This window comes from Agrilactobacillus yilanensis (genome assembly GCF_003946725.1).
GTDB lineage: Bacteria > Bacillota > Bacilli > Lactobacillales > Lactobacillaceae > Agrilactobacillus > Agrilactobacillus yilanensis.
The window spans coordinates 231092-254486 of the sequence record NZ_RHOY01000002.1 but is presented as its reverse complement, the minus strand read 5'-3'; the positions used below and the strand labels follow the sequence as shown (position 1 = coordinate 254486).

The following is a 23395-nucleotide window of genomic DNA, read 5'->3' as shown; positions in this document are numbered from 1 at the left end:
ATTGGGGGAATCTATCATGCGCATTGGCAGTATTGAAGCTGGCGGTACAAAATTCGTTTGTGCTGTTGGTGATGAAAATTATCGTGTCCAAGATCAAATTAAAATACCAACGACCACACCCGAAGCTACTTTAGCCGCTACGATCGCTTACTTTAAACAGTTTTCATTAGACGCTCTAGGTGTCGCTTCTTTTGGCCCAATTGAAGTACGCAAAAGTGCTAAAAATTATGGCTATATCACTAATACGCCTAAACCCGGCTGGCAAAATACTGATTTTGTCGGCGCATTGCAGCAAAACTTTGATGGGCCTATTACTTGGACCACCGATGTGAACGGGTCCGCTTATGGCGAATATGTCATGTCTACCTTAACGAACGCCCAAATTAACAGTCTTGTTTATTACACAATTGGAACCGGTGTCGGTGGTGGTGCTGTCATTAATGGTGAATTCCTTGGCGGTGTTGGTCATCCCGAAATGGGTCATGTCCTCTTAAAACGGCATCCGGATGATTTAGATTTTCAAGGTATCTGTCCTTTTCATGGCGATTGTTTAGAAGGTCTCGTTGCTGGGCCAACCTTTGAAGCCCGCTTAGGTGTTAAAGGTGCTACTGTTCCTTTAGAACATCCTGTTTGGGATATTTTGGCTTACTATTTAGCCCAAGCGGCTGTGCAAAGTACACTCATAATTCGGCCGGATAAAATTGTTTTCGGTGGTGGTGTCATTAGTGAACCGCTGCTGGTTAAAGTACGCCAAGCTTTTAAAAAACTGCTCAATGACTACGTGACTGTACCGCCATTAACCGAGTACATTACCATGCCGGTGATTCAAAACAACGGTTCTGCAACTTTAGGCAATTTTGCTTTAGGTTTAAAAGCTTTGAAATAACCTGGTAACGACAAAACAAAAAAGTCAGATCAAAAATTAATTGATCTGACTTTTTTGATGATTTTAAGCGATAAGTAAAACGGCTTTTCATTTTAATTCGTGTACTTTTCTAGAGCAATACTTTTTCTGCCAGCTGTACCATTACATGATGGCAGCGCGTAATATCTTCAAGGTTCACGTATTCGTCGGGTTTGTGTGCTAATTCCAAATCTCCAGGACCATATGACATGCAATTAGGATTGTGTAATTTTCCAGCGATTACAGCAGTATCGGTATAGCCGGTGAATACGCCAACAACTGCGGGTTTGCCGGTTACTTCCGCAACCGTTTCAGTTATCGCTGCTAATAATGGACTGTTAGGATCTTCTTCAATTGGTGGCCGATCGCCGTCAATAACCATGTCCACTTTTAATCCTGGAAAATCTGTTTTAGTTTGCGCAATGATCGTTTTAAAAATATCCAGTACTTCAGCCGTATTTAATGGTGGCACTAGACGCATGTCAATCCAAACTTTGGCTTTGTCAGGTACGACGTAGGGCCGATAACCGCCTTGAATCATCCCAAATGTAATTGTAGATTTACCTAATTTTGGATGGGCTGGAAATTTTTGGATGGCCGCTTTTGTTTTGGTAATGAGCTGGGCGATGGCCGCAATGGCATCAATCCCTTTTTCTGGCGTGCTTGCGTGGGCCGTTACCCCTTGAACGTCCAGTGTGATCCAAGTCCGACCTTTATGGGCGACTCGAATTTCGCCATTTGTCGGCTCGCCATCTAATACTAGATCTTGTGCATTCACCCATTGGGCATCAATCGCTTTTTCCACACCGCGCATGTAATCTTCTTCATCCGCTGAAGTAATTAAAACAAAATCATGCTTTAACGTTTCACCAGCAGCAACACGCTGCGCCATAGCCGCAAATGCACTCATGGCACAGGCTAACCCACTTTTCATATCACAAGCGCCTCGGCCATATAACCGTTGACCAATAATTTCACCGGCTAATGGGGTACTTCTTTGCCAGTCATCGCCTAAGACAACTGTATCCATGTGACAAATATAAACTAAAGCGGGATGCGGTGTTTCACCCTTTAAAACCGCCCGAACGTTGTAACGATTTGGTAAAACTTCTTGCTTCTCTACCATCGCTGCCGGTGCGTTGTCTTGTAACCAATGACTGATAAAATCCGCAATTTCACCCTCATAAGCGCCAGGGTCCGAACTATCAATTTTTACCAATTGACTGGTTAACTGTGTTACTTCATCCATAAGATGCCTCACTCTTTCTTATCAAATTATATGTAAAAAAAGCTGAAACAAAATACTTTTTTTGAATTCCAGCCTCTTTATTACCAAATTTATAAATCCTTATGTTTAAACTACGTTAAGCCGAAATATCGGTAATATCGGCCATTAATCGTTTTATTTTTGGTACAAATAAAACAAGAATAAATCCAGCTACAACACTGACTAAACCAATGCTAAAGAAGTAACGAACTTCGGTAGCTGGCGTGTAATATTTAACAAGTTGTGAATTAAATGCCTGTCCCACCGCATCTGCTAAAAACCACATACTCATCATTTGTGATCGATAAGCTTCTGGCGCTAACTTAGTCGTGGTGGAGAGACCGATTGGTGAAATAAAACACTCGGCGATTTCTACAATTAAAGCAGAACCGATCAGCCAAAATGGACTAACTCGACCAGCAGTGCCGTGTAATAAGCCTGGTAAAGTCATCAATAAATAAGAACAGCCGGCTACAATTAAGCCTACTGCAAACTTACCTGCTGAAGATGGCTGGCGTTTCCAATGTTGAATCAACCAAGTAAATCCAGGCATCAAAACGGTGATAAAGAAAGGATTTAACGCTTGGAAGTTGGAAGAATGGACTTGCATTGCACCAATGTGCAGGATTGTCCGATCTTCTGCAAATAAAGTTAAAACGACGGAACCAGATTCTTGAATGCCCCAGAAAATGACAATTGCAAGAAATAATGGAATATACGCTAAAACATGCTTCCGTTCCTTTTTAGTTACTTTTTTACTCGTCAGCATCACCGTGAAATAATAAAACGGTAATGCTACGGCAATAATCGTAATTAATAAAATAATGGCATGAATATCTAAGCGGCCTGCAAAATGCAGTCCCAATAAGACAGCGCCCAAAATAATTAAGCCAATCAGTAACATTCGTAAAATCTTTCGGCGTTCTGATTCCGAAATTGGATTGCTGGGATGTTTGGCCGCTTCACTCAAATGATTACGGCCTCGGTAATACTGAATCAAACCAAAGAACATCCCAATAGCCGCCAAAGAGAAACCTAAATGGAAACTATACCCTTGACCTAAACTACCGACAATAATCGGTGCGATAAAGGAACCAAAATTAATACCGAACACAAAAATCGTAAAACCAACATCCCGGCGCTTATCTTCTTCGCTATACAACAAGCCGACCATATTGGAAATATTTGGCTTTAAAAACCCAGTCCCAACGACAATTAAGGCAATCGATACGAATAACGCTGGTACCCCACTAGGGAAAGTTAATACGATATGCCCTAGCATAATTAGGATACCACCACTTAGGACAGTTTTAAAACTACCTAAAATTCGATCACCAACCCAGCCGCCAAGAACCGCTGCTAAATAAACTAAAGAACCGTAAATCGCCATCACCGAAGAAGCGGTTGCTTTGTCAATTCCCAACCCGCCTTCGGTTACTTTGTAAAACATATAAAACAGTAAAATTGCCCGCATGCCATGATAACTGAACCGCTCCCACATTTCGGTGAAGAACAGCGTTGATAGGCCCCAAGGTTGTCCTAAAAATTGCTTTTCTTTTTTGATTGTAAAGACCCCATTCCGGTAGAAATAGCTTCATAGCTTTGCATTCAAAAAAGTTAACCGCAGCCGTGCTTCAAGAAAATTGATCACATTTTCACAAATACATTTAAACTATTCCTACCATTCATTAAAAGTAGTTCATTCTGGGCAAGCGCTTCCCGGTCCCTATGTTACAACACTTAATTGCAATAATCAATATTTATTTTAGGTAACCTAAAATTTATTTATTATCAAAAATAAAATTATTTATCTATATTTTTGAAAATAAACAATCCTTTGGCACACTTTTTTGTCCTGAGGTATAATTTATTTAATTAAACTTAACGAAAGGGTTTTATAAACTATGACGCCTAAACTTGAAGATGTCGCTAAACGCGCTAATGTTTCCAAAACCACGGTTTCCCGGGTCTTGAATAATCGGGGCTATTTAAGTCAAAAAACGATTGATAAAGTTTATGCGGCGATGAAAGAACTAAATTACCACCCTAATGCAGTAGCCCGTCAGCTTTACAAAAACCAGACTAATTTAATTGGTATTTTACTACCAACTGTTGCAAATCCTTTCTTTGGGGAATTGACAGATACTTTAGAGCGCCTTTTGTACCAGCAAGGGTTTAAAGTTTTGATTGGCAATTCGATGAATGACCCTAAAAAAGAAACGGCCTATTTAAATCAATTACTGAGTAAACAAGTAGATGGTTTAATTGTTGGGACCCATAATCAAGGGATCAAACAATATGACTATCAAGATTTACCAGTGGTGGCTATTGACCGGATCATGAATGAAGATATTCCAATTATTGCTTCTGATAATTATCACGGTGGCGTTTTGGCCACGACCCACTTAATTGATCGCGGTGCCGAAAAAATTATCCATACCAACGGTCCTCTGACATTGGAAACGCCTTCCCAGCGGCGGCGAGTAGCTTATGAAGAAACGATGATGGCCCATAACCTAACACCGCTGACTTATACCGTAGACTTTAATATTAGCTCGGAAGCCAAAAAAGTTGTTTTTCAAAAATTACTTGAAGAACATCCCGATGTCGATGGTATTTTTGCAGCAAATGACACTGACGCGGCCTTAATTATGCAAGTCGCTGCCGAATTTGGTCGCCATATTCCCGATGATCTGCTATTGGTCGGCTATGATGGCACAAAATTGATTCGTGACTTAATCCCGTCACTGACGACGATTATTCAGCCAATTGAAGCGATTTCAACAACAGCGATCAACGTTTTAAAACAGCGTCTGGCCCATGAAGATACTGAAAAGGAATATATTTTACCCGTTGAACTCTGGCCTGGAACCACTGGCTAATCAAAAAAGCCCTGCTTTAAAGCAAGGCTTTTTTGATTGGGTCCCAAATACTTAGAATAGTGTGAATTCATTTTTATGGTAATCCAACAGCCGTTCTTTTTTCATTTCTCCTAAAGCAGTTGATAAAGCAGAGCGCTCAACACCTAAAAAATCGGCCATTTCTTGGCGGTTATACGGAATGACCAAATGATTTCGGTGCTGCTTAGCTTGTTCCAGCTGTAAAAATGTCAATACTTTATCGGTAATTTTACGTTGGGATAAAACTTCAATTTTTTGATTCAGCATGAGACTTTTGGTTGCTAGAATCTGCATCATATTTTGAATCAGCTGTGGGCCTTGGGGCAGATGGGCTTGCGCAATTAATTTGACGGGTCTAAAAAATAAAACCGTCGCATCTTCAACAACATCTACTGAAACCGGCAACGTTCCAGCTGCCGCGTAAGCATAAGCTTCGCCGAAAATACCCGCCGGTTCAATCAGCGCTAGAATCATCCGATTACCCCGCTGATTTTCTTTAACAATTTGTACTTTTCCGGCACAAACTAGGCCGAATTCTTTAGCAGAATCGCCGGCCTGCCAAATTCGATTACCCGCTGAAAAATAGCGGATACTAGGTTCTACTTTATCTAAAAGCATTGGCATATCCGCCAATGAAATATGTTTAAAAAGATTTGATTTTAAAAGTACTGGATAAAATTTTTCCATAAAATTTTCCTTTCCGTTGTAAAACCAACCGATATCATAATGAAAGCGCGTTATTCTTATAAACAGAAGACAAACCCTTACTAGGAAGGATGATAAATTTGACAGATAAAAATGAAATGTTTTGTTTCCAATGTGAACAAACTCGAAACGGTGAAGCCTGCACAACTGGTGGTGTCTGTGGTAAGAAAGTCGATACTGCCAACTTACAAGATGAATTAATTGGTTCTTTAATTGGTTTAGCTAAAATTGTCCCTGAAGGCAATGTAAACGGTACACTGGCCCAACTAGTATTAGATGGCCTCTTTACAACCGTAACCAATGTTAGTTTTGACGATCCTGCCATTCAAAGCACAATTAATGATGTACAAGCTGCTGCTAAAGATGTTGCTGTTTACGACATGGATAATATCTGGGAAGCAGACGATGATATCCGTTCCTTAAAAGCGTTAACATTATTAGGCATGAAAGGGATGGCAGCTTATGCCCATCACGCTGCAGCTTTAGGCTATACAGATGACAAGATCAATGCTTTCTTCCTAAAAGCATTGCGGACATTGGGTGATGACAATGCCACAATGGACGACTTATTGCCATTGGTTATGGAAACCGGCAGTGTTAACTTTGATACAATGAAACTTTTGGATCAAGCAAATACCGAATCTTATGGTAACCCAGTGCCAACAGAAGTGCCATTGACAATTGAACCTGGCCCATTCGTTATTATTTCTGGCCATGATTTACATGACTTGAAACTATTATTAGACCAAACAACTGGCACAGGGGTTAACGTTTACACCCACGGTGAAATGCTACCAGCTCATGGCTACCCTGAATTGAAGAAATACCCACAATTAAAAGGTAACTTTGGGACAGCATGGCAGAACCAACAAAAAGAATTTAAGAATATGCCAGCACCTGTTTTATTCACAACAAACTGCATCATGCCTGTCGGTAAATCTTACCGTGATCGGGTTTATACAACATCTGTTGTGGCTTATCCTGGTATGGTACATATCGGCGCTGACAGAGATTTCAGTCAAATCATCGCCCAAGCCAAAGAACTTGGCGGCTATGATACACCACAAGAAATGACTGGGATCAACGGCGGCCACACCGTTACAACTGGTTTTGGTCATAACTTTGTCTTATCTCAAGCTGACAAAGTTGTTGACGCCGTTAATAAAGGCGACTTAAAACACATTATCTTAGTCGGTGGCTGTGATGGTGCTAGAGTCGGTCGTAACTATTATACCGAATTTGTCAAAGAATCGCCTGAAAATACTTTAATTTTGACATTAGCTTGTGGTAAATATCGGTTTAACGATATGAACCTTGGGACAATTAATGGCCTACCACGGATGATGGATATGGGGCAATGTAATGATACTTACTCTGCAATTGCCGTTGCTTTGGCCTTGGCAGAAGCCTTTGACTGTGACGTCAACGACTTACCATTAACTTTAGTTTTATCTTGGTACGAACAAAAAGCCGTTGCTGTCTTATTGACTTTATTATCTCTAGGTATCAAGAATATTCACTTAGGCCCAACTTTACCAGCCTTTGTTTCACCAAACATTTTGAAATATTTAGTTGATAATTTTGAATTAACACCAACAAATACGGCTAAAGAAGATTTAGCAAGAATCTTAGCACCACAAATGTAATTTTCATTTAACGATAACGAACGCTGAACTCAAAAATCACTTTGAGTTCGGCGTTTTTATTTGCAAGAATATCGTTTAAGAAAATAGCTACTAGCTGTCAAACTGGTTTTTTCAGAAATTTTTAGCACTCTCTTGACTAGAGTGCTAAAAGGCGTTATTATATAGTCGTTGAAAGGGCAAAGCTCAAATTAAGTAAACAAAATCCTAATTTTACTACCCTTTAGCCAACTAAATTTTTGAAAGGAAGTTTTGTATCATGGCTAATGAAGTCACACGTCGTAATAATTATGGTTGGGGAATTGATCCTTTCTTTGACAATTTGGAAGATCGTTTCTTTGGTTCACTCATGCCAGACTCAGTTCAAAAAAATCTAAAAACAGATATTGAAGAAACTGACAAGGCTTATATTGCAAAAGTTGATCTCCCCGGTGTTGATAAAAAAGATATCCATTTGAATTACAGTAATGGTGTTTTAAATATTAATTGCAATAAACAAGAATTTAATGACCACGAAGATAAAAATGGCAATGTCTTAATGTCTGAACGTAATTATGGCACTATGAGCCGTAGTTACCGCCTGCCTAACGTAGATCAGAGTAAAATCAACGCCGAGTATCAAGCCGGTGTTTTGAAAGTTACTTTACCAAAGACAACCGAGACACAAAATACAAATAATATTGAAATTCAGTAACTAGATTATGCGCTGACGAATACCGAAGCAGAAGCCACGTTAAATTAATTTTTAACGTGGCTTCTGCTTTTATGATACTTTCAGCTTATTTTGCCATTTATTCCCGTCAAATTACGATAAGCAATTTATGGAACTAACTGTTTATTTTTATGACCTAAAAATTTTTTTGCATTACTGTTCTAAGAAGCTTAAAATCAGAAGTGTAAGGGTTTACAAAAAAACTTACAATTACATTATTGAGGAGGTAGTTTACATGGCAATAACGATTGCAACGCTCAAGGAAGCTGATGGTGAAAATCGTGTCGCGCTAAGTCCTGATGTTGTCGCCAGACTAACTAAAAAAGACTTTGAAGTGCTGATTGAAAAAGGCAGTGGTGTCGCCGCTTTTTTCCCTGATCAAGCTTACATTGATGCCGGCGCAAAAATCGTTGATCGCGATACCGCGATTAAGGATGCCAAAATTGTCGCAGTAGTCAATCGACCTGATGAGGCCGTCTTAACTAAATTAACTTCGGGTCAGTTAATTATTGGACTGCTCAGTGCACTTGTTCAGCCGGATAAGATTCAACTTCTAGCTGAAAACAAGGTCACGGCACTTTCCTTAGAACTCTTGCCACGGACCGTTTCACGGGCCCAAAGTATGGATGCTTTGAGTTCACAAGCTTCTGTCGCTGGCTACAAAGCAGCTCTTGTGGGTGCAGATAATTTCAAACGTTATTTACCAATGATGATTACGGCTGCAGGTACGGCTAAGCCCGCCAAAGTTTTAGTTCTAGGGACTGGGGTTGCTGGATTACAAGCCATTGGGACGTCAAAACGTTTAGGGGCAATTGTTTCAGGTTACGATGTACGACCAGATTCACGGGGTGAAGTAGAATCATTAGGGGCCAATTTCTTAACAAGTTCCGTAAGCGCTGCTGGCGAAGGTGGTTATGCCCGCCAGCTCTCCGCAGAAGAACAACAGCAGCAACAAGATGAATTAACAGAATTTATTCGACAAAGCGATATTATTATTACAACTGCCCAAGTCCCTGGCCGTAAACCACCACTATTAGTTACTGAAACGGCGGTTAATGCGGTTAAGCCAGGTACTATTTTTGTAGATCTCGCTGCCAGTGCTTTAGGTGGCAACGTTTTTGGTTCTGAACCTAGTCAAACTATCATTACAGAGGGTAATGCCCAAATCATTGGTGCTCAAGATATGCCAAGTCAACTGGCTACGGCTGCATCTGAAATGTATGCCAAAAATATTCAAGCTATTATTACAGATATCGTTCATGAAGATGGTATCACCATTGATCCTGATGATGATGTTTTAGGGGAACTCACAGCTACTTTTGAGGGTGAGATTATTTCTAATCGTTTACGGCAAACTCTTGAATTACCTGCCCGACCAAAGCCTGCAGCTGAAGAAGCCGCTGAAAATAAGGAGGCCTAACTGATGACGCAACAATTATATACCAACCTTGCCATTTTTATTTTGAGTTTATTAGTCGGTTTTGAAGTCATGAGTAAGATCCCAGCAACATTGCAAACACCAATGATGTCTGGGGCTAATGCCATCCACGGGGTGGTTGTTGTAGGGGCCTTTGTTGTCGCTGCTGAAGCAAATAACGTTGGCTTTTATGTTTTAGCCTTTGTTTGTGCTTTTTTTGCCGCCATCAACGTCGCTGGTGGTTATACCGTTACAGATCGGATGCTGGGCATGTTTGATCGGCCCAAAAACGATACTCATAAAAAAGACGATGGAGGTGAGCAATAGTGAGTACTTTACAAACATTTGCCTCTTTGATTTATTTGATTTCAGCTGTTTGCTACGTCATTGGGGTGCACTTAATGCGTTCTCCAAAGACTGCACGTAAAGGGAATCTATTATCTGGTTTAGGGATGATTATGGCGGTTATCATGATCACCATTGAACTTATTGTTGAAGGTAAGATCATGATCGGCGGCTGGATCGCCCTATTAGCCGGTTTAGCCTTAGGGATTATTTATGGGGTAGTCAAAGCGCGCAAAGTGCCAATGACAGATGTACCTCAATTAGTCTCCCTATTCAATGCCGTCGGTGGTGGCGCCGCCGCTGCGATTGGGGTTTTTGATTATTTGTACGCTGACCCCGGCAGTTCTTTAAGCCTTGTCTTTTCTATTCCAGTCTTCTTAGATATTATTATCGGGGGCGTTACTTTCTCTGGTTCCTTAATTGCCACGGGTAAATTAGCGGGGCATGTCTCCGGTAAACCGATTAAATTCCCTGGTGATCGTCTCTTGAATCTAATCGCCATTATTGCCATTATTTTTTCTGGTGTACTGATTATTGGTTTCCCTGCAACTTGGTGGTATTTAGTCCTAGCCTTAGTCGCTAGCTTAGTCTTTGGTTTACTGATGACCTTACCAATTGGTGGGGCCGATATGCCCGTTGTCGTTTCCTTGTTAAACGCCTTCACTGGTTTAGCCGTTGCCTTTGCCGGTTTTGTCATTGATAATCAAGTCTTGATTATTGCTGGGGCACTGGTTGGGGCCGCTGGGACTATTTTGACCTTGCAGATGGCTGAAGCTATGAACCGTTCGGTTGCCAATATTTTGGCTGGTGGTTTTGGCGGTGGTGACAGTGATACTGGCGCCATGGCTGATGTTCCAACCAATGTTAAAGAAACTTCCGCAGACGATATCGGTTTGCAGTTGGCTTATGCCCATAACGTTATGGTTGTTCCTGGTTACGGTTTAGCAGCTGCTCAAGCACAGCATGAAGTTGCCGAATTGGCGAAATTATTAACTGATGCGGGTATCAATGTCAATTATGCCATTCACCCCGTTGCCGGCCGGATGCCAGGACATATGAATGTCTTGTTAGCTGATGTTAATGTCCCTTATGATCAGATGAAACAATTAGAAGAAGCGAACTCCATGTTTGAAAGCACTGACATTTCCTTAGTCATTGGGGCCAATGACGTTACCAATCCTTTAGCTCGGGAAAAAGGTAATGCGGTGTCCGGGATGCCAATTTTGGATGTGGATAAATCCAAATCCGTTGTTGTCATCAAACGCTCCATGAGTACTGGTTATGCCGGCATTCCAAATCCATTATTTAGCGGAGATAATACAAGCATGTTCTTTGCCGATGCAAAATCTGGCTTACAAGATATTGTCGCAGCTACAAAACAGTACTTAGAGTAATCTAAGCACCCAAATAATTTAACGCTGATGCGCTAATAAGTATAAACTAAAAGCCCCTTAAGGTTGACCGACATGTTCAATCTTAAGGGGCTTTTGTATTTTAATTTTGGTGCTGCTTTTATTAACTTGGTGGTGCATTACGTAACTGCAATAGTACCGGTTCACTCATCGTTTGCCTAATATCTTTTTTACAGCTAAGCTGGCTGGTCGAATGCGACTTGCTAAAGGTGTCATCGTATTAATTTTTTGATTAAATAGCGATGTTTGTCCCAAAAAATCACCTCTTAAAGCGCAACTACGATCTTACCGCTATAACGTCCAGATTCTAAGCTACGTTGGGCCGCACCAACATTTTCTAAGCCATTATAAACTTTAGCGATTGGTACTGAAATTTCATGATGTTCAATTTTATTAAAAATATTATTAAAAACGCTAGCTGGTAAATCGGTAGCTTCTCCGGCATAATTCGTCATAAAAATACTTTATCTAGATAGTACTATATAAAAGTAAATTAAGCAAACAAAATACGAACAAAAAAACGAGTGCTTAAAATCTCAATAGCAGCTCGTTTTTTAATGACGCTAAGAATTCTTCTTACGGACACTGAAAAATTTAATAAACTTTGTATCCACATATTCCTCAGCATAAATAACCGGATCATCATTTTGATCATAGTTAATACACGCCAGTTCCAGAAAAGCCATATCCTGACTTTTATTTTTTAGAAAATATTTTGTTAGCTCTGGATGTTCACTGGCTAACTTTGTTCCAATCTGCGTATAATCGCGGACAATGCGATGGGGGCTAACCGCACCTAAAAACTCAAAAATCGATTTTGGAAATTCTGGAATACGCTGTAAAAGCGCTGGCTCCGCCAATAAATCTAACGCAAAATAATCGACACAATACACACAAGGGGTTTGATCAGCATAAAATATTTTATTTGTTCGAATCACTTTTTGATCCTTTGCTAATTTTAATTTTTCCCCCACCGCTTTAGGCGCTTTGGTTAAAGTGACGGTGTCTAATATTTGGGATGATTCTTGATAGCCCCAATCTGCAATCATCTTGTCATAAGAAGTTACTGGATTAAACTGAACATCCAAATGCTTAACTGTATTGCTGATATACGTACCATAGCCTTGCTTACGCGCGACAATACCTTCACTTTCCAATTCACTGAGGACAGCACGAATGGTAATGCGACTGACATTAAATAGTGTCGCTAAATTCTCTTCGGAAGGCATTTTTTTAGTATCTTGCTGGCTCAAATCCTTAATATAATCTAGCATCTTTTCCTTAATAATGTCCCTTAATTTGGGTCTTGCATTTTGCAAAGTCGTCACCTCGATCAATTTTTATCTAGTTCTATCATAATTCATTCTCATCAATTTTGCTGATTAAAATATTGATTTTAATCGTCGATAGCAAATAAGCAGATAAAAAATCCGATTAAATTAGTATTTCTTGTAGATCAAAAAAATTATAGTGGCAATTTCAAATATAAATTTAATTTTTTGTTGTTTTTATTATATTTAGATGTTAATGTTTATTTATAATATAAGTAATACGTATTACCTATATTTCTAAAATTTATTTTTAAAGGAGATTTTAAAGATGATTGACCACAATACAGATGAAAAATTATTACAACGGTGTATCGAAATTTCTGAAGCGGCCCGTGCTGGCGGTAATACCCCTTTTGGTGCGTTATTAGCTGATAAAGACGGTAATATTTTGATGGAACAAGGCAATATCGAATTAACCGAAAAGAAATGTACCGGCCATGCGGAATGTTCCTTAGCAGATCGTGCTTCCCATGAATATACAAAAGATTTCTTATGGACTTGCAGCTTATATACCACTGCTGAACCTTGTGTTATGTGTTCTGGGGCCATTTATTGGGCTAATATCGGCCGCGTTGTTTATGCCATGGAAGAAACTCGATTATTAGAACTCACTGGCAGTAATGAAGTGAATCCAACTTTTGACTTACCAAGCCGCGAAATTTATAAACATGGTCAAAAAAACATTACAGTTGTCGGCCCCTTTAAAGATTTAGAAGTCAAAGCCGCTGAAGTTCATCAAGGTTACTGGGATTAAATTAACTGTACATAACAGGAGGTAAGTCATGGCTGATAAACGTGCCGTTAAGTTAGAACCTATCGATATTAACGAAAAATTACCCTTTAGCGAAATACTAATTATGGGGTTGCAACATGTTTTAACCCTCTTTCCTGGAACCATCGCTGTGCCCCTAATTTTAGCAAGCGCTTTAAACTTAGATGCTCGTTTAACCACAGTGATGATCACCTCAACTTTATTTGCCACTGCCATTACGACGTTTATCCAAGTTCAAGGTATTGGTAAAAATATTGGTTCCCGGTTACCTTTAGTTTTAGGATCCGCCTTTGCACCATTATCACCGATGATTGCAATCGGTTTAAAATATGACATCCCGTCTATTTTTGGTGCAATTATCGGTTCCGGTTTGATTTTATTTCTACTCTCATTTTTTATGGAAAAAGTCGTTAAATTCTTTCCACCTGTTGTTGTCGGTGCTTTCGTCACCATTATCGGGGTTACTTTAGCGCCTACTGCGTTTAAAGATTTGGCTGGTGGCAACCCGGCAGCTAAAAACTTTGGTGATCCAAAGAACTTATTATTAGGTTTAGGCGTCTTACTGATTATTATTCTGTTGAGTATTTTTGCTCGGGGAATGGTTCGTAACTTAGCAATTTTGATCGGTTTGGTGGTGGGTATCTTAGCCGCCATTCCGATGGGCCTTTTAGATTTAGGACCCGTAACCCATGAAGCCTTCTTTATGCCGATTACCCCGTTTAAATTCGGTCTACCCAAGTTTGGTATCGGTTCTATTTTAATCATGACCCTTTTTTGCATGATTAATACCATTCAATGTTTTGGCGCTTTCGCCTTTTTAGATGAAGTTACCGGCCGTACTACCGGACCCAAGCAGCAAATTAATGGGATTCGCGGCCAAGCATTAGGCCAAATGATTGCGGGCTGCTTTAATGCATCCCCTTCTTCCACATTTAACGAAAATATTGGGATCATCAAGCTTTCTCGAATCGGTTCTCGTTCTACAGTGACCTGTGCCAGCATTATTTTATTAATTATCAGTTTTTCACCTAAATTTTGCGCACTGATTACGGCCATTCCTAAACCCGTTATCGGTGGTGCCACATTAGCGCTATTTGGTACTATTACCGCTGCGGGGATTTCCATTTTATCCTCAGTAGATTACAGCAATAACAATAATTCGATTGTTCTAGGCACTAGTATGGCTTTAGGCATTGGCGCCAATTTTACCGGTGATGCTTTTAATCACTTGCCCACCGTCGCTTCAATGCTGTTGAGTAACGGGCTGTTTGTAGTTTCTTTTGCGGCCGTTATTTTGAATATTGTTGTGAACTTTAGAACTTATTTTCCTAAAAAGGCGTTAACTTCAGATTCTAAAGTTGTTGAAAATTCTTGAATTTATAATAAAAAACCGATCAAAAATTCGATCGGTTTTTTTGTTGGTTTTAGTAAATTTAAATGAAGACACTCAAGATCAAGACACAGATTAAGCCCACCACAGAGATTAAGGTTTCCAACACGGTCCACGTTGCTAAAGTTTCTTTGATGGATAAGTCAAAGTACTCTCTAAACATCCAGAAACCGGCATCATTTACGTGTGAAGCGGCTAGTGAACCCGCCCCAATGGCTAATACCATCAACGCAGGATTAACGCCAGCGGCTTGCATTAACGGTAAGACCAAACCAGCAGCTGTCAAGGAAGCAACGGTTGCTGAGCCTAAGGCAATCCGTAAAACCACGGCAATAACCCAACCTAATAGTAATGGCGAAATATTGACACCTTTGAATAAATTCATAACGGCATCCCCGACGCCCCCATCAATCAGAACTTGCTTGAAGGCACCGCCGCCCCCGATAACTAAGAGCAGCATGGCGATGGATTTAACGGCTTCTTCCAACGTTTTCATAATTTGGCTGGTCTTAAACCGTCTTGCCCAGCCCATAGTATACATTGCGACCAATAATGAAATCGTCATTGTAATACTTGGTGTCCCAATGAAGGCGACAATTGAATCCAGCATACTTGGATTTTTTGGTGTTTGCCCACCATTCACTGTCAAATCATAGATCGTCGTAATTGCCATCAAAATAACTGGGAATAAAGAAGTCAGAACACTAATCCCAAAACTTGGTGTTTCTTCTAATTTAAATTTCTTTTGTGGCCCTAAAGCAGATAAATTCCCCTTCCGATTAAAGGCATCGGGTACTAATTTCTGGGCAACTTTTACAAATAAAGGGCCGGCCACTAGTACAGCTGGAATAGCCACAATCACCCCATAAAGTAAGACGTGACCCACATTCGCCCCTAAAACCGCACTAATCGCTGTAGGTGCTGGATGGGGTGGTAAAAAGCCGTGGGTAACAGATAACGCTGCTGCCATTGGAATCCCTAGATACAAAATTGAAACGCCGGCTTCCATAGCAATCGCAAAAACAATCGGTACTAATAATACAATCCCAACTTCAAAGAACAAAGCCAGCCCGATGATAAAAGAAGCCAGTACAATCGCAATCTGCAGCCGTTTTTTACCGAATTTATCAATTAATGTATGGGCAATTCGATACGCCCCACCGGCATCGGCCACTAACCGACCTAACATTGCCCCGAAGCCAAAGACGATCGACAAGACACCTAACTGACTGCCAATCCCGTTTTGAACACTGGTGGCAATTTTAGTTAACGGAATCCCTAAACCGATCCCCACTGCAATTGACGTAATTACTAAAGATAAAAAGGTATTTAGTTTTAATTTGATAATTAGAAATAGTAATAAAATAATACCAAGAACTAAAACAATAAGTGCCATTTTTGTTTCCTCCCTTAAGCAAACGCTTTTATGATTTAGCTAATGAAAGGCTGGTTGTCATTTTTTGCCCACAATCAGCCTTTTAATTTATTTATTTGGGTTCGTATGTTTCTTTTGGAATTCTGCAATTGCCTTATATTCCGGTTCCAAAGTTCTAGATAACCGCAGCCAGATTGGTAGCAATTCTCGATAAACCTCAAAATTTTCAGCGTTGGGATGGTGAACTTCGGTGACCCCAATCATATTTTTGACTTCTGAAAGTTCGTCAATATAGCCCAAAGCATATAATCCTAAAGTTGCTGCCCCTAAACAAGAACTTTCAAAACTTTCTGGAATCGTGACATCCTGTTCAAAAATATCCGCCAACATTTGCCGCCAAAGTGCTGAACGTGCAAAACCCCCGGTGGCTTGAATCCGTTTTGGCTTACCGGCAATGCCTTCAATCATCAGCATCACCACATAAAGATTATAAACGATCCCTTCTAATGCAGATCGAACCATATGAGCTCTAGTGTGCTGCCGCGTTAAACCAAAGAAGCTCCCCCGCGCATAAGCATTCCAGATAGGTGCCCGCTCGCCACCTAAGTAGGGTTGGAACAATAAGCCATCTGAACCAGCAGGAATTTTCTCAGCAATTTGCGTTAAAATATCATAGGAAGAAACTTGCATTTGCTCTGCCGTGATTTTTTCTGGCGCAAATAATTGATCCCGGACCCAACGGAAGACAATACCCCCGTTATTGACAGGTCCACCAACGACCCACTTATCTTTCGTCAAGGCATAACAGAACAAGCGGCCATTAGGATCTACCATTGGTTTGTCCACAACAACCCGCACTGCACCGCTCGTACCAATCGTTACTGCAACAACCCCAGGATCAATGGCGTTAACCCCTAGATTGGATAAGACCCCATCACTGGCGCCAAAAACAAATGGTGTCGTCTGTGCAATACCCAGTAATTTGCCATAACTGTCATTAATATGGTCAATCGTATCTGTCGGTGCCACCAATTCTGGCAGGCGATCCGTCGTAATGTCCAGCAAATCCAAAACTTGAGGTTCCCACTTTAATTCAAAAATATTAAACATCCCAGTGGCCGAAGCGATGGAGTATTCCATTTGATAGACACCAAATAGTTTGAAGAAGACATATGTTTTTAAATCAATGAATTTCTTAGCTTTCTTAAATAAATCCGGCTGTTCATTTTTTAACCATAACATTTTAGAAAGCGGTGCCATTGGATGAATAGGCGTGCCGGTCTTAGCATAAATTTCAGCCCCTAAACCATTAGCTTTCAATTCTTCACTATATTTAGCCGCCCGATTATCCGCCCAAGTGATGGCCCGAGTCAGCGGTTCGTCGTTTTCATCCATCAAAATCAAACTGTGCATCGCCGATGAAAAGGAAACCCCTTTAATTTCTTCAGGTTTTACTTTAACTTTTCGAATCACCTGACCCAAAACATCAATGACGGCATTAAAAATATCTTCAGGATCTTCTTCTGCCATATCTGGCACATCTTGGTAAAGCGGATAACCCTTATCCGCATGGGCAATGACGTGGCCTTTCAAATCATAAAGTACACACTTTGTGCTGGTAGTCCCAATATCTGTCCCGATCATATATGCTGCCATTATTTATGCCTCCTGTTGTTTATCAACGGCGTGACCACCAAATTCATTTCTTAAAGCAGCCACAACTTTACCTGTAAATGTATCCGTTTCTAAAGATCGATACCGCATCATTAAAGCCAAGGCAATGACTGGTGTTGGCACTTCTAAACGTAAGCCTTCTCCAATTGTCCATTTCCCTTCACCAGAAGAGTGCATGACCCCTTTTAATGCGTCTAATTTTGGATCTTTTGAAAAAGCGGATTCGGCTAATTCCATGAGCCAGCCCCGAATAACGGAACCATTTGCCCAAACTTTAGCGACCGCCTCATTATCATAATCAAATTCACTATGGGCCAAAACATCAAAGCCTTCCGCAATAGACTGCATCATGCCATATTCAATACCATTGTGAACCATTTTTAAATAGTGACCGCTGCCGGCTGCACCGGTATAAAGATAGCCATCTTTAGTGGCAATATCTTGAAAAATCGGTTCGATTGTCGCAAATGTTGCTTCAGAATCGCCACCGATCATAAAATTCCCATCACGATTCGCACCACTCATCCCGCCAGACGTCCCAACATCAAAAAAGTGAATGCCTTGGGCCTGTAATGTCTGATTATCTTCAATAGAATCTTTATAATCTGAATTACCCCCATCGATAACAATATCTGCTGGTGCTAATAATTGACTTAACTGTTGAATTGTATTTTTAGTCGCTGGCCCTGCTGGCAACATCAACCAAATCAATCGTGGTTTCGGTAATGCCAAAACATCTTCTAATGCCGTAAGTACCGTTGCGCCTAAAACCGTGGCTTGTGCTTTTGCCGATTCATCTAAGTCGTAAGCCCACACTTCATGGTCGTTACGAATTAAATTTTCTGTAAGGTTAATACCCATCTTGCCTAACCCAATCATTGCTATTTTCATCATCAACATCTCCTGAAGCGTTTTCAATTTAACCACAGTATACGGAAAAGTTTTTCATATTTCAAGTAAAAATTAGAAAAAGATTTCCAAACAGGATTTATTATGCTATTTTATAAGTACGAGGTAAACATTATGACAAAAGATATTAAATTTTTAATTCAAAGCTATTATCCCCATCTAAGCGGCACTTCTAAGCATATTGCAGACTATTTATTACAGCATCCGCAAATTGATTCTAGCTTAACCATCAGTGCCTTAGCACAACAAACCGGAACATCTATCGCTTCAATTTCTAGATTTGCCAAAATGCTGGGCTTTAAAAATTTTCAAGATTTCAAACTTAGTCTATTAACCTGGGTTAAAAATCAAGAACGGCCCTTGTCCGATACGCCTTTTCAAGAAATCAATACCCAAGATTCCTTAATGACCATGACGCAAAAAATATTTACTGGCAATACGGCTACTTTAGATGCCACACTGAAAGTTTTGACTGAAGCACAGCTCAAAAAAGCGATCCGCATTATTCAACAGCATTGTGGGATTGCCTTATTTGGCTTAGGCGCTTCTTCCGTTGTCGCCCAAGACGGCTACCATAAATTCTTGCGCTCTAACAAAGTGCCTTTATTTACAAATGATTTTCACATGCAATTGATGATGGCCACTAAGCTCACCCCTGAACATGATTGCGCCATCATCATTTCCCATTCTGGTGAAAATCGAGATATTTTGACTTTAGCAAAAAAACTGCGAGAAAATAAAATTCCAACAATTTGCATCACCAGTTATGGCAACGCTTCCTTAACTAAGTTAGCCGATGTGACTTTGTTATCTATCGCTGATGAAACTAACTATCAAGATGAAGCCCTACATGCCGTGATTTCCCAAATTTCTTTGATTGACACTTTGTTTATTTTGAGTGCCGTCCAAGATAGTATTCATACAACCACCGTCTTTAAAGAAATTCGTGCAACAATTGATCAGACCCGAAACAAATAAAGCGGCTTAAAAAAGGCTATTTAAGCGTGTTACCTGCTTAAATTGCCTTTTTAATTCACTTTAAATCTAACTGTAGCCGTACCATGTCCTTTAACACCAGGCCGTTTTCAATAATCGGCTCTGAATAGTGCTTCACAAAATAATCTGGTTCGATATTTATTGCCCGAAAACCGCATTTTTGATAAAGATACAATGGTACAAAACTGGTAGTCCCTGTGCCTACTACCAATGTCGCATATTGATGATCTTTAGCCCAGTTAATTCCAAATTTTACGAGTTGTGTACCAATGCCTTGTTGCTTTAATTCAGGGGTTACCGCTAAATTGACTAATTCCAAAGTTTGCGGCCGTGTTTCCAACAATAATAAAACCCCGCCTAACTCTCCGGCAATCCGCGCCTCAAAACCATAGGCCCGCTTAAGACTGGCTTCGACAATTGCCTTTGACGGTTCTGCACTTAATAACAGCTGATAATGCTTAGCTGTTGGTTGCTTAAAAGCTCGAATTTCTATATTCATGAAATTTCTCCTGTCTTATAATTCTAAATATTAGTTTCTTCATATATCATTAATAATTTATTCGTAAGTTCGCTCTATAATTTTTTTAGAGATTAGGTCAAAAAGGTGATTTAATCTTTATGTCCTATCTATCACATTCCTTAACGCACGTTTATAATAGACTCTATAAATCACGCGTCACAAAGGAATGTGTTTAAATGAACAAACAGACGACAAAATGGCAACTCGCGACAGCACTCAAAGATTTGATGCAAACGACCGCTCTAGATCATATCACGATTGATATGCTGACTAAAAAAGCCAAGCTGACTCGCAACACCTTTTATTATCATTTCGAAGATATCTATGCTTTATTGGCTTGGATTTATCAACAAGAAATTGTTCAGCAAGCGCAGGCTTATACAAATATTAACACCTGGCAGACGGTGTACCGGCTCATTTTAGATTATATTGAAACCAATCAAAAATTTTGTCTAGAAAGCTTCCATTCTATTGGTCGAGATCTTTTAGAAAACTTATTATATGAAGTTTCCAGCGATATGGTCCAGCGGGTCATCATCGATGTTGAGCCAAACACCCCTGCAGAACTGCAAAAAGCAATTTCAAATTTTTACGGTTGGGCGTTAACGATGCAAGTCATTCAATGGTTGCGCAATAATTTAACAGAATCTAAAGATGCCTTAATAAGACGGGCAGAGATCATGTTAAATGGGACGATTGAAAACGCTATAAAAAATGGCCGGCAATCGTATTTTTTTGGGCAAAGTCACTAGATTGTCCATGTTATCTGTAGCTGAATTTATTACAATAAAACTAGAGATCAAGCCCCGCTAGTTTACCAATTAGTGCCGATGATCTGAAATGGTTTTTAATAGATTTGGCTAAGTTTAAAACAATAATTTCTCCTTAGAAAGGTGGCAATTTCAATGAAACATAATCTCATTAAAATTGGTATTGGTGTAACGTTATTAGCTCTAGGTACTTGCTTAATTAAGAAAAAAGGCTTAATGTCCGATGACTATTCGGCTTATGACGAATTTGAAGCAGATTATCAAGATTAATTAATGCGTTTAGAATGGAGGCATTTCTATGACAAAAAGTAAAGCAATTATGATTGGTGCTGGGCTTGCCAACATGGCCGCAGCCGTTTATTTCATTCAAGAAGCCCACTGGACAGGGGATAAGATCACTTTTTATGGTTTGGATGATCACGGTTCAAATGACGGTTCCACCGCTTCAGAAGCTAAAGATGAATATTGGAATAAGAACCACCCCGTCGCAAATCATAAAGGCTTTGTGGCTAGAGGTGGTCGGATGTTAAATTATCGGACTTACGTTGATTTAATGGATCTGTTAGACCGAATCCCATCCACTACCGAACCAGGCATGACCGCAGCTGAAGATACATTAAGTTTTGATGAACAACATCGGACTTTTGACAAAGCGCGCTTACTACAAGGCGGTAAAGGCATCATCAACGGCGGCCATATGGGCTTAAATGCCACAGATCGGGCATTACTTACAAAATTAGTCTTAATGCCGGATGAGGCTGAAGAACAGTTGGATAATGTATCCATTGCTGACTACTTCAAGCATGATCCGCATATGTTCCAAACAAACTTTTGGTATATGTGGGAAACAACTTTTGCCTTTCGGACAAAGAGTTCTGCTCAAGAACTGCGGCGTTACATGCACCAGATGATTTATGAATTTACGCAAATTGAACATTTAGTCGGTGTTAACCGGACCCGCTATAACCAGTACGAAAGTATTATGCTGCCATTGATTAACTACTTAAAAGCCCAAGGCTGCCATTTTATTATGGATCGTCGGGTAACCGATTGGCAGTTTAAAGAAAGCGCTATGCAAGATGAAATTACCGTAACTGGTCTAGTGATGACAGACACGGTTAATGATAAAGAAATTACGGTGCCCGTAGATGAAGATACTGCTGTTTTCTTCACAAATGGTTCAATTACCGATTCTGCAACTTTAGGCGATTACAATACGCCAGCACCTGAAAATATGGATTATGGTGCTGCCGCAAGTCTTTGGAAAAAAGCCACTGACCGTTTTTACAACTTAGGTAATCCTGATAAGTTCTTTGCGGATCGGGATGCCAGTGAGTGGGTCAGCTTTACATTGACCACTGATAATCACTTATTGCTCAATGAAATCACCCGGATCACTACTCAAGTGCCTGGGAATGCTTTAAATTCATTTATTTCTACCAAACCGATTACCCCACTGGGGCATGAAGATGTAAATATGTCCATTGTTGTCCACCACCAACCTCATTTTACAACACAAAAGCCAAATGAATCTGTCATTTGGGGCTATTTCTTATACCCTAGAAGACAGGGAGAATTTGTGCCAAAACAATACATCAAAATGACTGGTAAGGAAATGGTCCTCGAATTAATCGGCCAACTTTCTAAAGTAGACCCTGGTCCTGTGAATATTAAAACTAAGGAAAAAGAAATTCTGGATAGTATTATTAATAATATTCCTGTTTACATGCCATATGCTTCTGCCCTCTTTAATAACCGCGCCAAAGCAGACCGGCCAAAGGTTATCCCACGGCATACTACCAACTTAGCCTTCACCGGTGAGTTTGCGGAACAACCTTTCCAGATGATCTTTACAGAACAAAGTGCCGTCCGTTCTGGTGAAATTGGCGCTTATCACTTTGCTGGAATTCCAATGTCTCATCTTGTAGACACACCACGTTATGATAAAGATCCAAAAACCCTATTACGGGCTACTAAGAAAATGTTTGAATAATTTTTCGTGACCCCCTTTTGTTTATAATTATAAAAAAGTTGTTCTAACTTTTAGTGCTGGCAGCCATTTGGCTATTAGCACTTTTTTATTTTCCACCATTTAGCACCACTCGTTGGCCAATTAAAATTAGAATTTTCTAATTTTTAACCGTATATTTGAACAAAAAATTGGGGAATATCCGGCTAAATTGACTTAATTGATCGCTGTTGCGCAATAAGCTTTTTTAATTTTTTTAGTCCTAGCTTAAAATTAATCTTAACGGTTGCATAGCGAAGTCAAAAATCTAAATAATAATTACAATTAGTGAAATATTTATCAATTGTGAAGCGTTGCTATTTTCTACAAAATAACAATTCTCTA

Annotated in this window: 22 protein-coding genes; 13 read left to right on the top strand and 9 right to left on the bottom strand. The window is 39.9% G+C overall.

What is annotated here, in order from left to right; genetic code table 11:
- Positions 1-16: 16 nt before the first annotated feature.
- Positions 17-886 carry a fructokinase ScrK gene (scrK, locus tag EKM93_RS02590; RefSeq protein ID WP_125712755.1) on the top strand — a complete coding sequence of 290 codons (870 nt, stop codon included), beginning with the start codon at positions 17-19 and terminating at the stop codon, positions 884-886.
- A gap of 109 nt (positions 887-995) precedes the next feature.
- Here the strand turns inward: scrK and EKM93_RS02585 are convergent, their stop codons facing one another.
- Positions 996-2153: a M20 family metallopeptidase gene (locus tag EKM93_RS02585; RefSeq protein ID WP_125712753.1), complete on the bottom strand. Its 1158-nt coding sequence runs from the start codon at positions 2151-2153 to the stop codon at positions 996-998.
- Positions 2154-2268: 115 nt separating this feature from the next.
- Positions 2269-3735 (bottom strand): peptide MFS transporter, encoded by a 1467-nt coding sequence (locus EKM93_RS02580; protein WP_125712751.1) that lies wholly within the window; start codon positions 3733-3735, stop codon positions 2269-2271.
- A 340-nt stretch (positions 3736-4075) separates the two neighbouring features.
- Here EKM93_RS02580 and EKM93_RS02575 point away from each other — a divergent pair, with 340 nt between their 5' ends.
- The gene (locus tag EKM93_RS02575; RefSeq protein ID WP_125712749.1) at positions 4076-5053 is read left to right on the top strand and encodes a LacI family DNA-binding transcriptional regulator; all 978 of its coding nucleotides are present in this window, start codon (positions 4076-4078) and stop codon (positions 5051-5053) included.
- 51 nt (positions 5054-5104) lie between these two features.
- Here EKM93_RS02575 and EKM93_RS02570 read toward each other — a convergent pair whose 3' ends face one another.
- Complete coding sequence (locus tag EKM93_RS02570; protein WP_125712747.1) at positions 5105-5758, bottom strand: Crp/Fnr family transcriptional regulator; 654 nt, start codon at positions 5756-5758, stop codon at positions 5105-5107.
- A gap of 98 nt (positions 5759-5856) precedes the next feature.
- Between EKM93_RS02570 and hcp the strand changes: the two genes are divergently transcribed.
- From hcp to EKM93_RS02545, 5 genes are all read left to right on the top strand, one after another.
- Positions 5857-7422, top strand: a complete 1566-nt coding sequence (gene hcp, locus EKM93_RS02565; RefSeq protein WP_125712745.1) for a hydroxylamine reductase — start codon at positions 5857-5859, stop codon at positions 7420-7422.
- Between the two features lie 256 nt (positions 7423-7678).
- Complete coding sequence (locus EKM93_RS02560) at positions 7679-8113, top strand: Hsp20/alpha crystallin family protein (protein ID WP_125712743.1); 435 nt, start codon at positions 7679-7681, stop codon at positions 8111-8113.
- Between the two features lie 253 nt (positions 8114-8366).
- Entirely contained in the window at positions 8367-9551 is a 1185-nt protein-coding gene (locus EKM93_RS02555; RefSeq protein ID WP_125712741.1) for an NAD(P) transhydrogenase subunit alpha, read from the top strand.
- A 3-nt stretch (positions 9552-9554) separates the two neighbouring features.
- Positions 9555-9875 (top strand): NAD(P) transhydrogenase subunit alpha, encoded by a 321-nt coding sequence (locus tag EKM93_RS02550; RefSeq protein ID WP_125712739.1) that lies wholly within the window; start codon positions 9555-9557, stop codon positions 9873-9875.
- A complete protein-coding gene (locus tag EKM93_RS02545; RefSeq protein WP_125712737.1) occupies positions 9875-11287 on the top strand; it encodes an NAD(P)(+) transhydrogenase (Re/Si-specific) subunit beta in 1413 nt (470 codons plus the stop codon). Before EKM93_RS02550 ends, EKM93_RS02545 begins: the two co-directional genes overlap by 1 nt.
- Positions 11288-11571: 284 nt before the next feature.
- Here EKM93_RS02545 and EKM93_RS02540 read toward each other — a convergent pair whose 3' ends face one another.
- Positions 11572-11760 carry a zinc-binding dehydrogenase gene (locus EKM93_RS02540; protein WP_125712736.1) on the bottom strand — a complete coding sequence of 63 codons (189 nt, stop codon included), beginning with the start codon at positions 11758-11760 and terminating at the stop codon, positions 11572-11574.
- Between the two features lie 108 nt (positions 11761-11868).
- Complete coding sequence (locus EKM93_RS02535) at positions 11869-12624, bottom strand: GntR family transcriptional regulator (protein ID WP_125712734.1); 756 nt, start codon at positions 12622-12624, stop codon at positions 11869-11871.
- A gap of 280 nt (positions 12625-12904) precedes the next feature.
- Here EKM93_RS02535 and EKM93_RS02530 point away from each other — a divergent pair, with 280 nt between their 5' ends.
- Together EKM93_RS02530 and EKM93_RS02525 are read left to right on the top strand one after the other, a co-directional pair.
- Positions 12905-13390: a nucleoside deaminase gene (locus EKM93_RS02530; RefSeq protein ID WP_125712732.1), complete on the top strand. Its 486-nt coding sequence runs from the start codon at positions 12905-12907 to the stop codon at positions 13388-13390.
- Positions 13391-13418: 28 nt separating this feature from the next.
- Complete coding sequence (locus tag EKM93_RS02525) at positions 13419-14783, top strand: uracil-xanthine permease family protein (RefSeq protein ID WP_125712730.1); 1365 nt, start codon at positions 13419-13421, stop codon at positions 14781-14783.
- 58 nt (positions 14784-14841) lie between these two features.
- Here the strand turns inward: EKM93_RS02525 and EKM93_RS02520 are convergent, their stop codons facing one another.
- The 3 genes from EKM93_RS02520 to gnd form a co-directional block, all read right to left on the bottom strand.
- Positions 14842-16194: a gluconate:H+ symporter gene (locus tag EKM93_RS02520; RefSeq protein ID WP_125712728.1), complete on the bottom strand. Its 1353-nt coding sequence runs from the start codon at positions 16192-16194 to the stop codon at positions 14842-14844.
- 87 nt (positions 16195-16281) lie between these two features.
- Complete coding sequence (gene gntK / locus EKM93_RS02515) at positions 16282-17829, bottom strand: gluconokinase (RefSeq protein WP_125712726.1); 1548 nt, start codon at positions 17827-17829, stop codon at positions 16282-16284.
- A gap of 3 nt (positions 17830-17832) precedes the next feature.
- Complete coding sequence (gene gnd, locus EKM93_RS02510; RefSeq protein ID WP_125712881.1) at positions 17833-18738, bottom strand: phosphogluconate dehydrogenase (NAD(+)-dependent, decarboxylating); 906 nt, start codon at positions 18736-18738, stop codon at positions 17833-17835.
- Positions 18739-18870: 132 nt separating this feature from the next.
- On the opposite strand from gnd, the gene EKM93_RS02505 reads away from it, so the two are divergent.
- On the top strand, positions 18871-19734 hold the full coding sequence (locus tag EKM93_RS02505) for a MurR/RpiR family transcriptional regulator (protein ID WP_125712724.1): 864 nt from the start codon (positions 18871-18873) through the stop codon (positions 19732-19734).
- A gap of 55 nt (positions 19735-19789) precedes the next feature.
- On the opposite strand, the gene EKM93_RS02500 is transcribed toward EKM93_RS02505, so the two are convergent.
- Positions 19790-20251 (bottom strand): GNAT family N-acetyltransferase, encoded by a 462-nt coding sequence (locus tag EKM93_RS02500; protein WP_125712722.1) that lies wholly within the window; start codon positions 20249-20251, stop codon positions 19790-19792.
- A 197-nt stretch (positions 20252-20448) separates the two neighbouring features.
- Here EKM93_RS02500 and EKM93_RS02495 point away from each other — a divergent pair, with 197 nt between their 5' ends.
- The 3 genes from EKM93_RS02495 to EKM93_RS02485 all read left to right on the top strand — a co-directional run bounded on the left by EKM93_RS02495 (position 20449) and on the right by EKM93_RS02485 (position 23035).
- Entirely contained in the window at positions 20449-21024 is a 576-nt protein-coding gene (locus EKM93_RS02495; protein ID WP_125712720.1) for a TetR/AcrR family transcriptional regulator C-terminal domain-containing protein, read from the top strand.
- Between the two features lie 153 nt (positions 21025-21177).
- The gene (locus EKM93_RS02490; protein WP_125712718.1) at positions 21178-21312 is read left to right on the top strand and encodes a methanol dehydrogenase; all 135 of its coding nucleotides are present in this window, start codon (positions 21178-21180) and stop codon (positions 21310-21312) included.
- A gap of 28 nt (positions 21313-21340) precedes the next feature.
- A complete protein-coding gene (locus EKM93_RS02485; protein ID WP_125712716.1) occupies positions 21341-23035 on the top strand; it encodes an oleate hydratase in 1695 nt (564 codons plus the stop codon).
- The last annotated feature ends 360 nt before the right edge of the window (positions 23036-23395 follow it).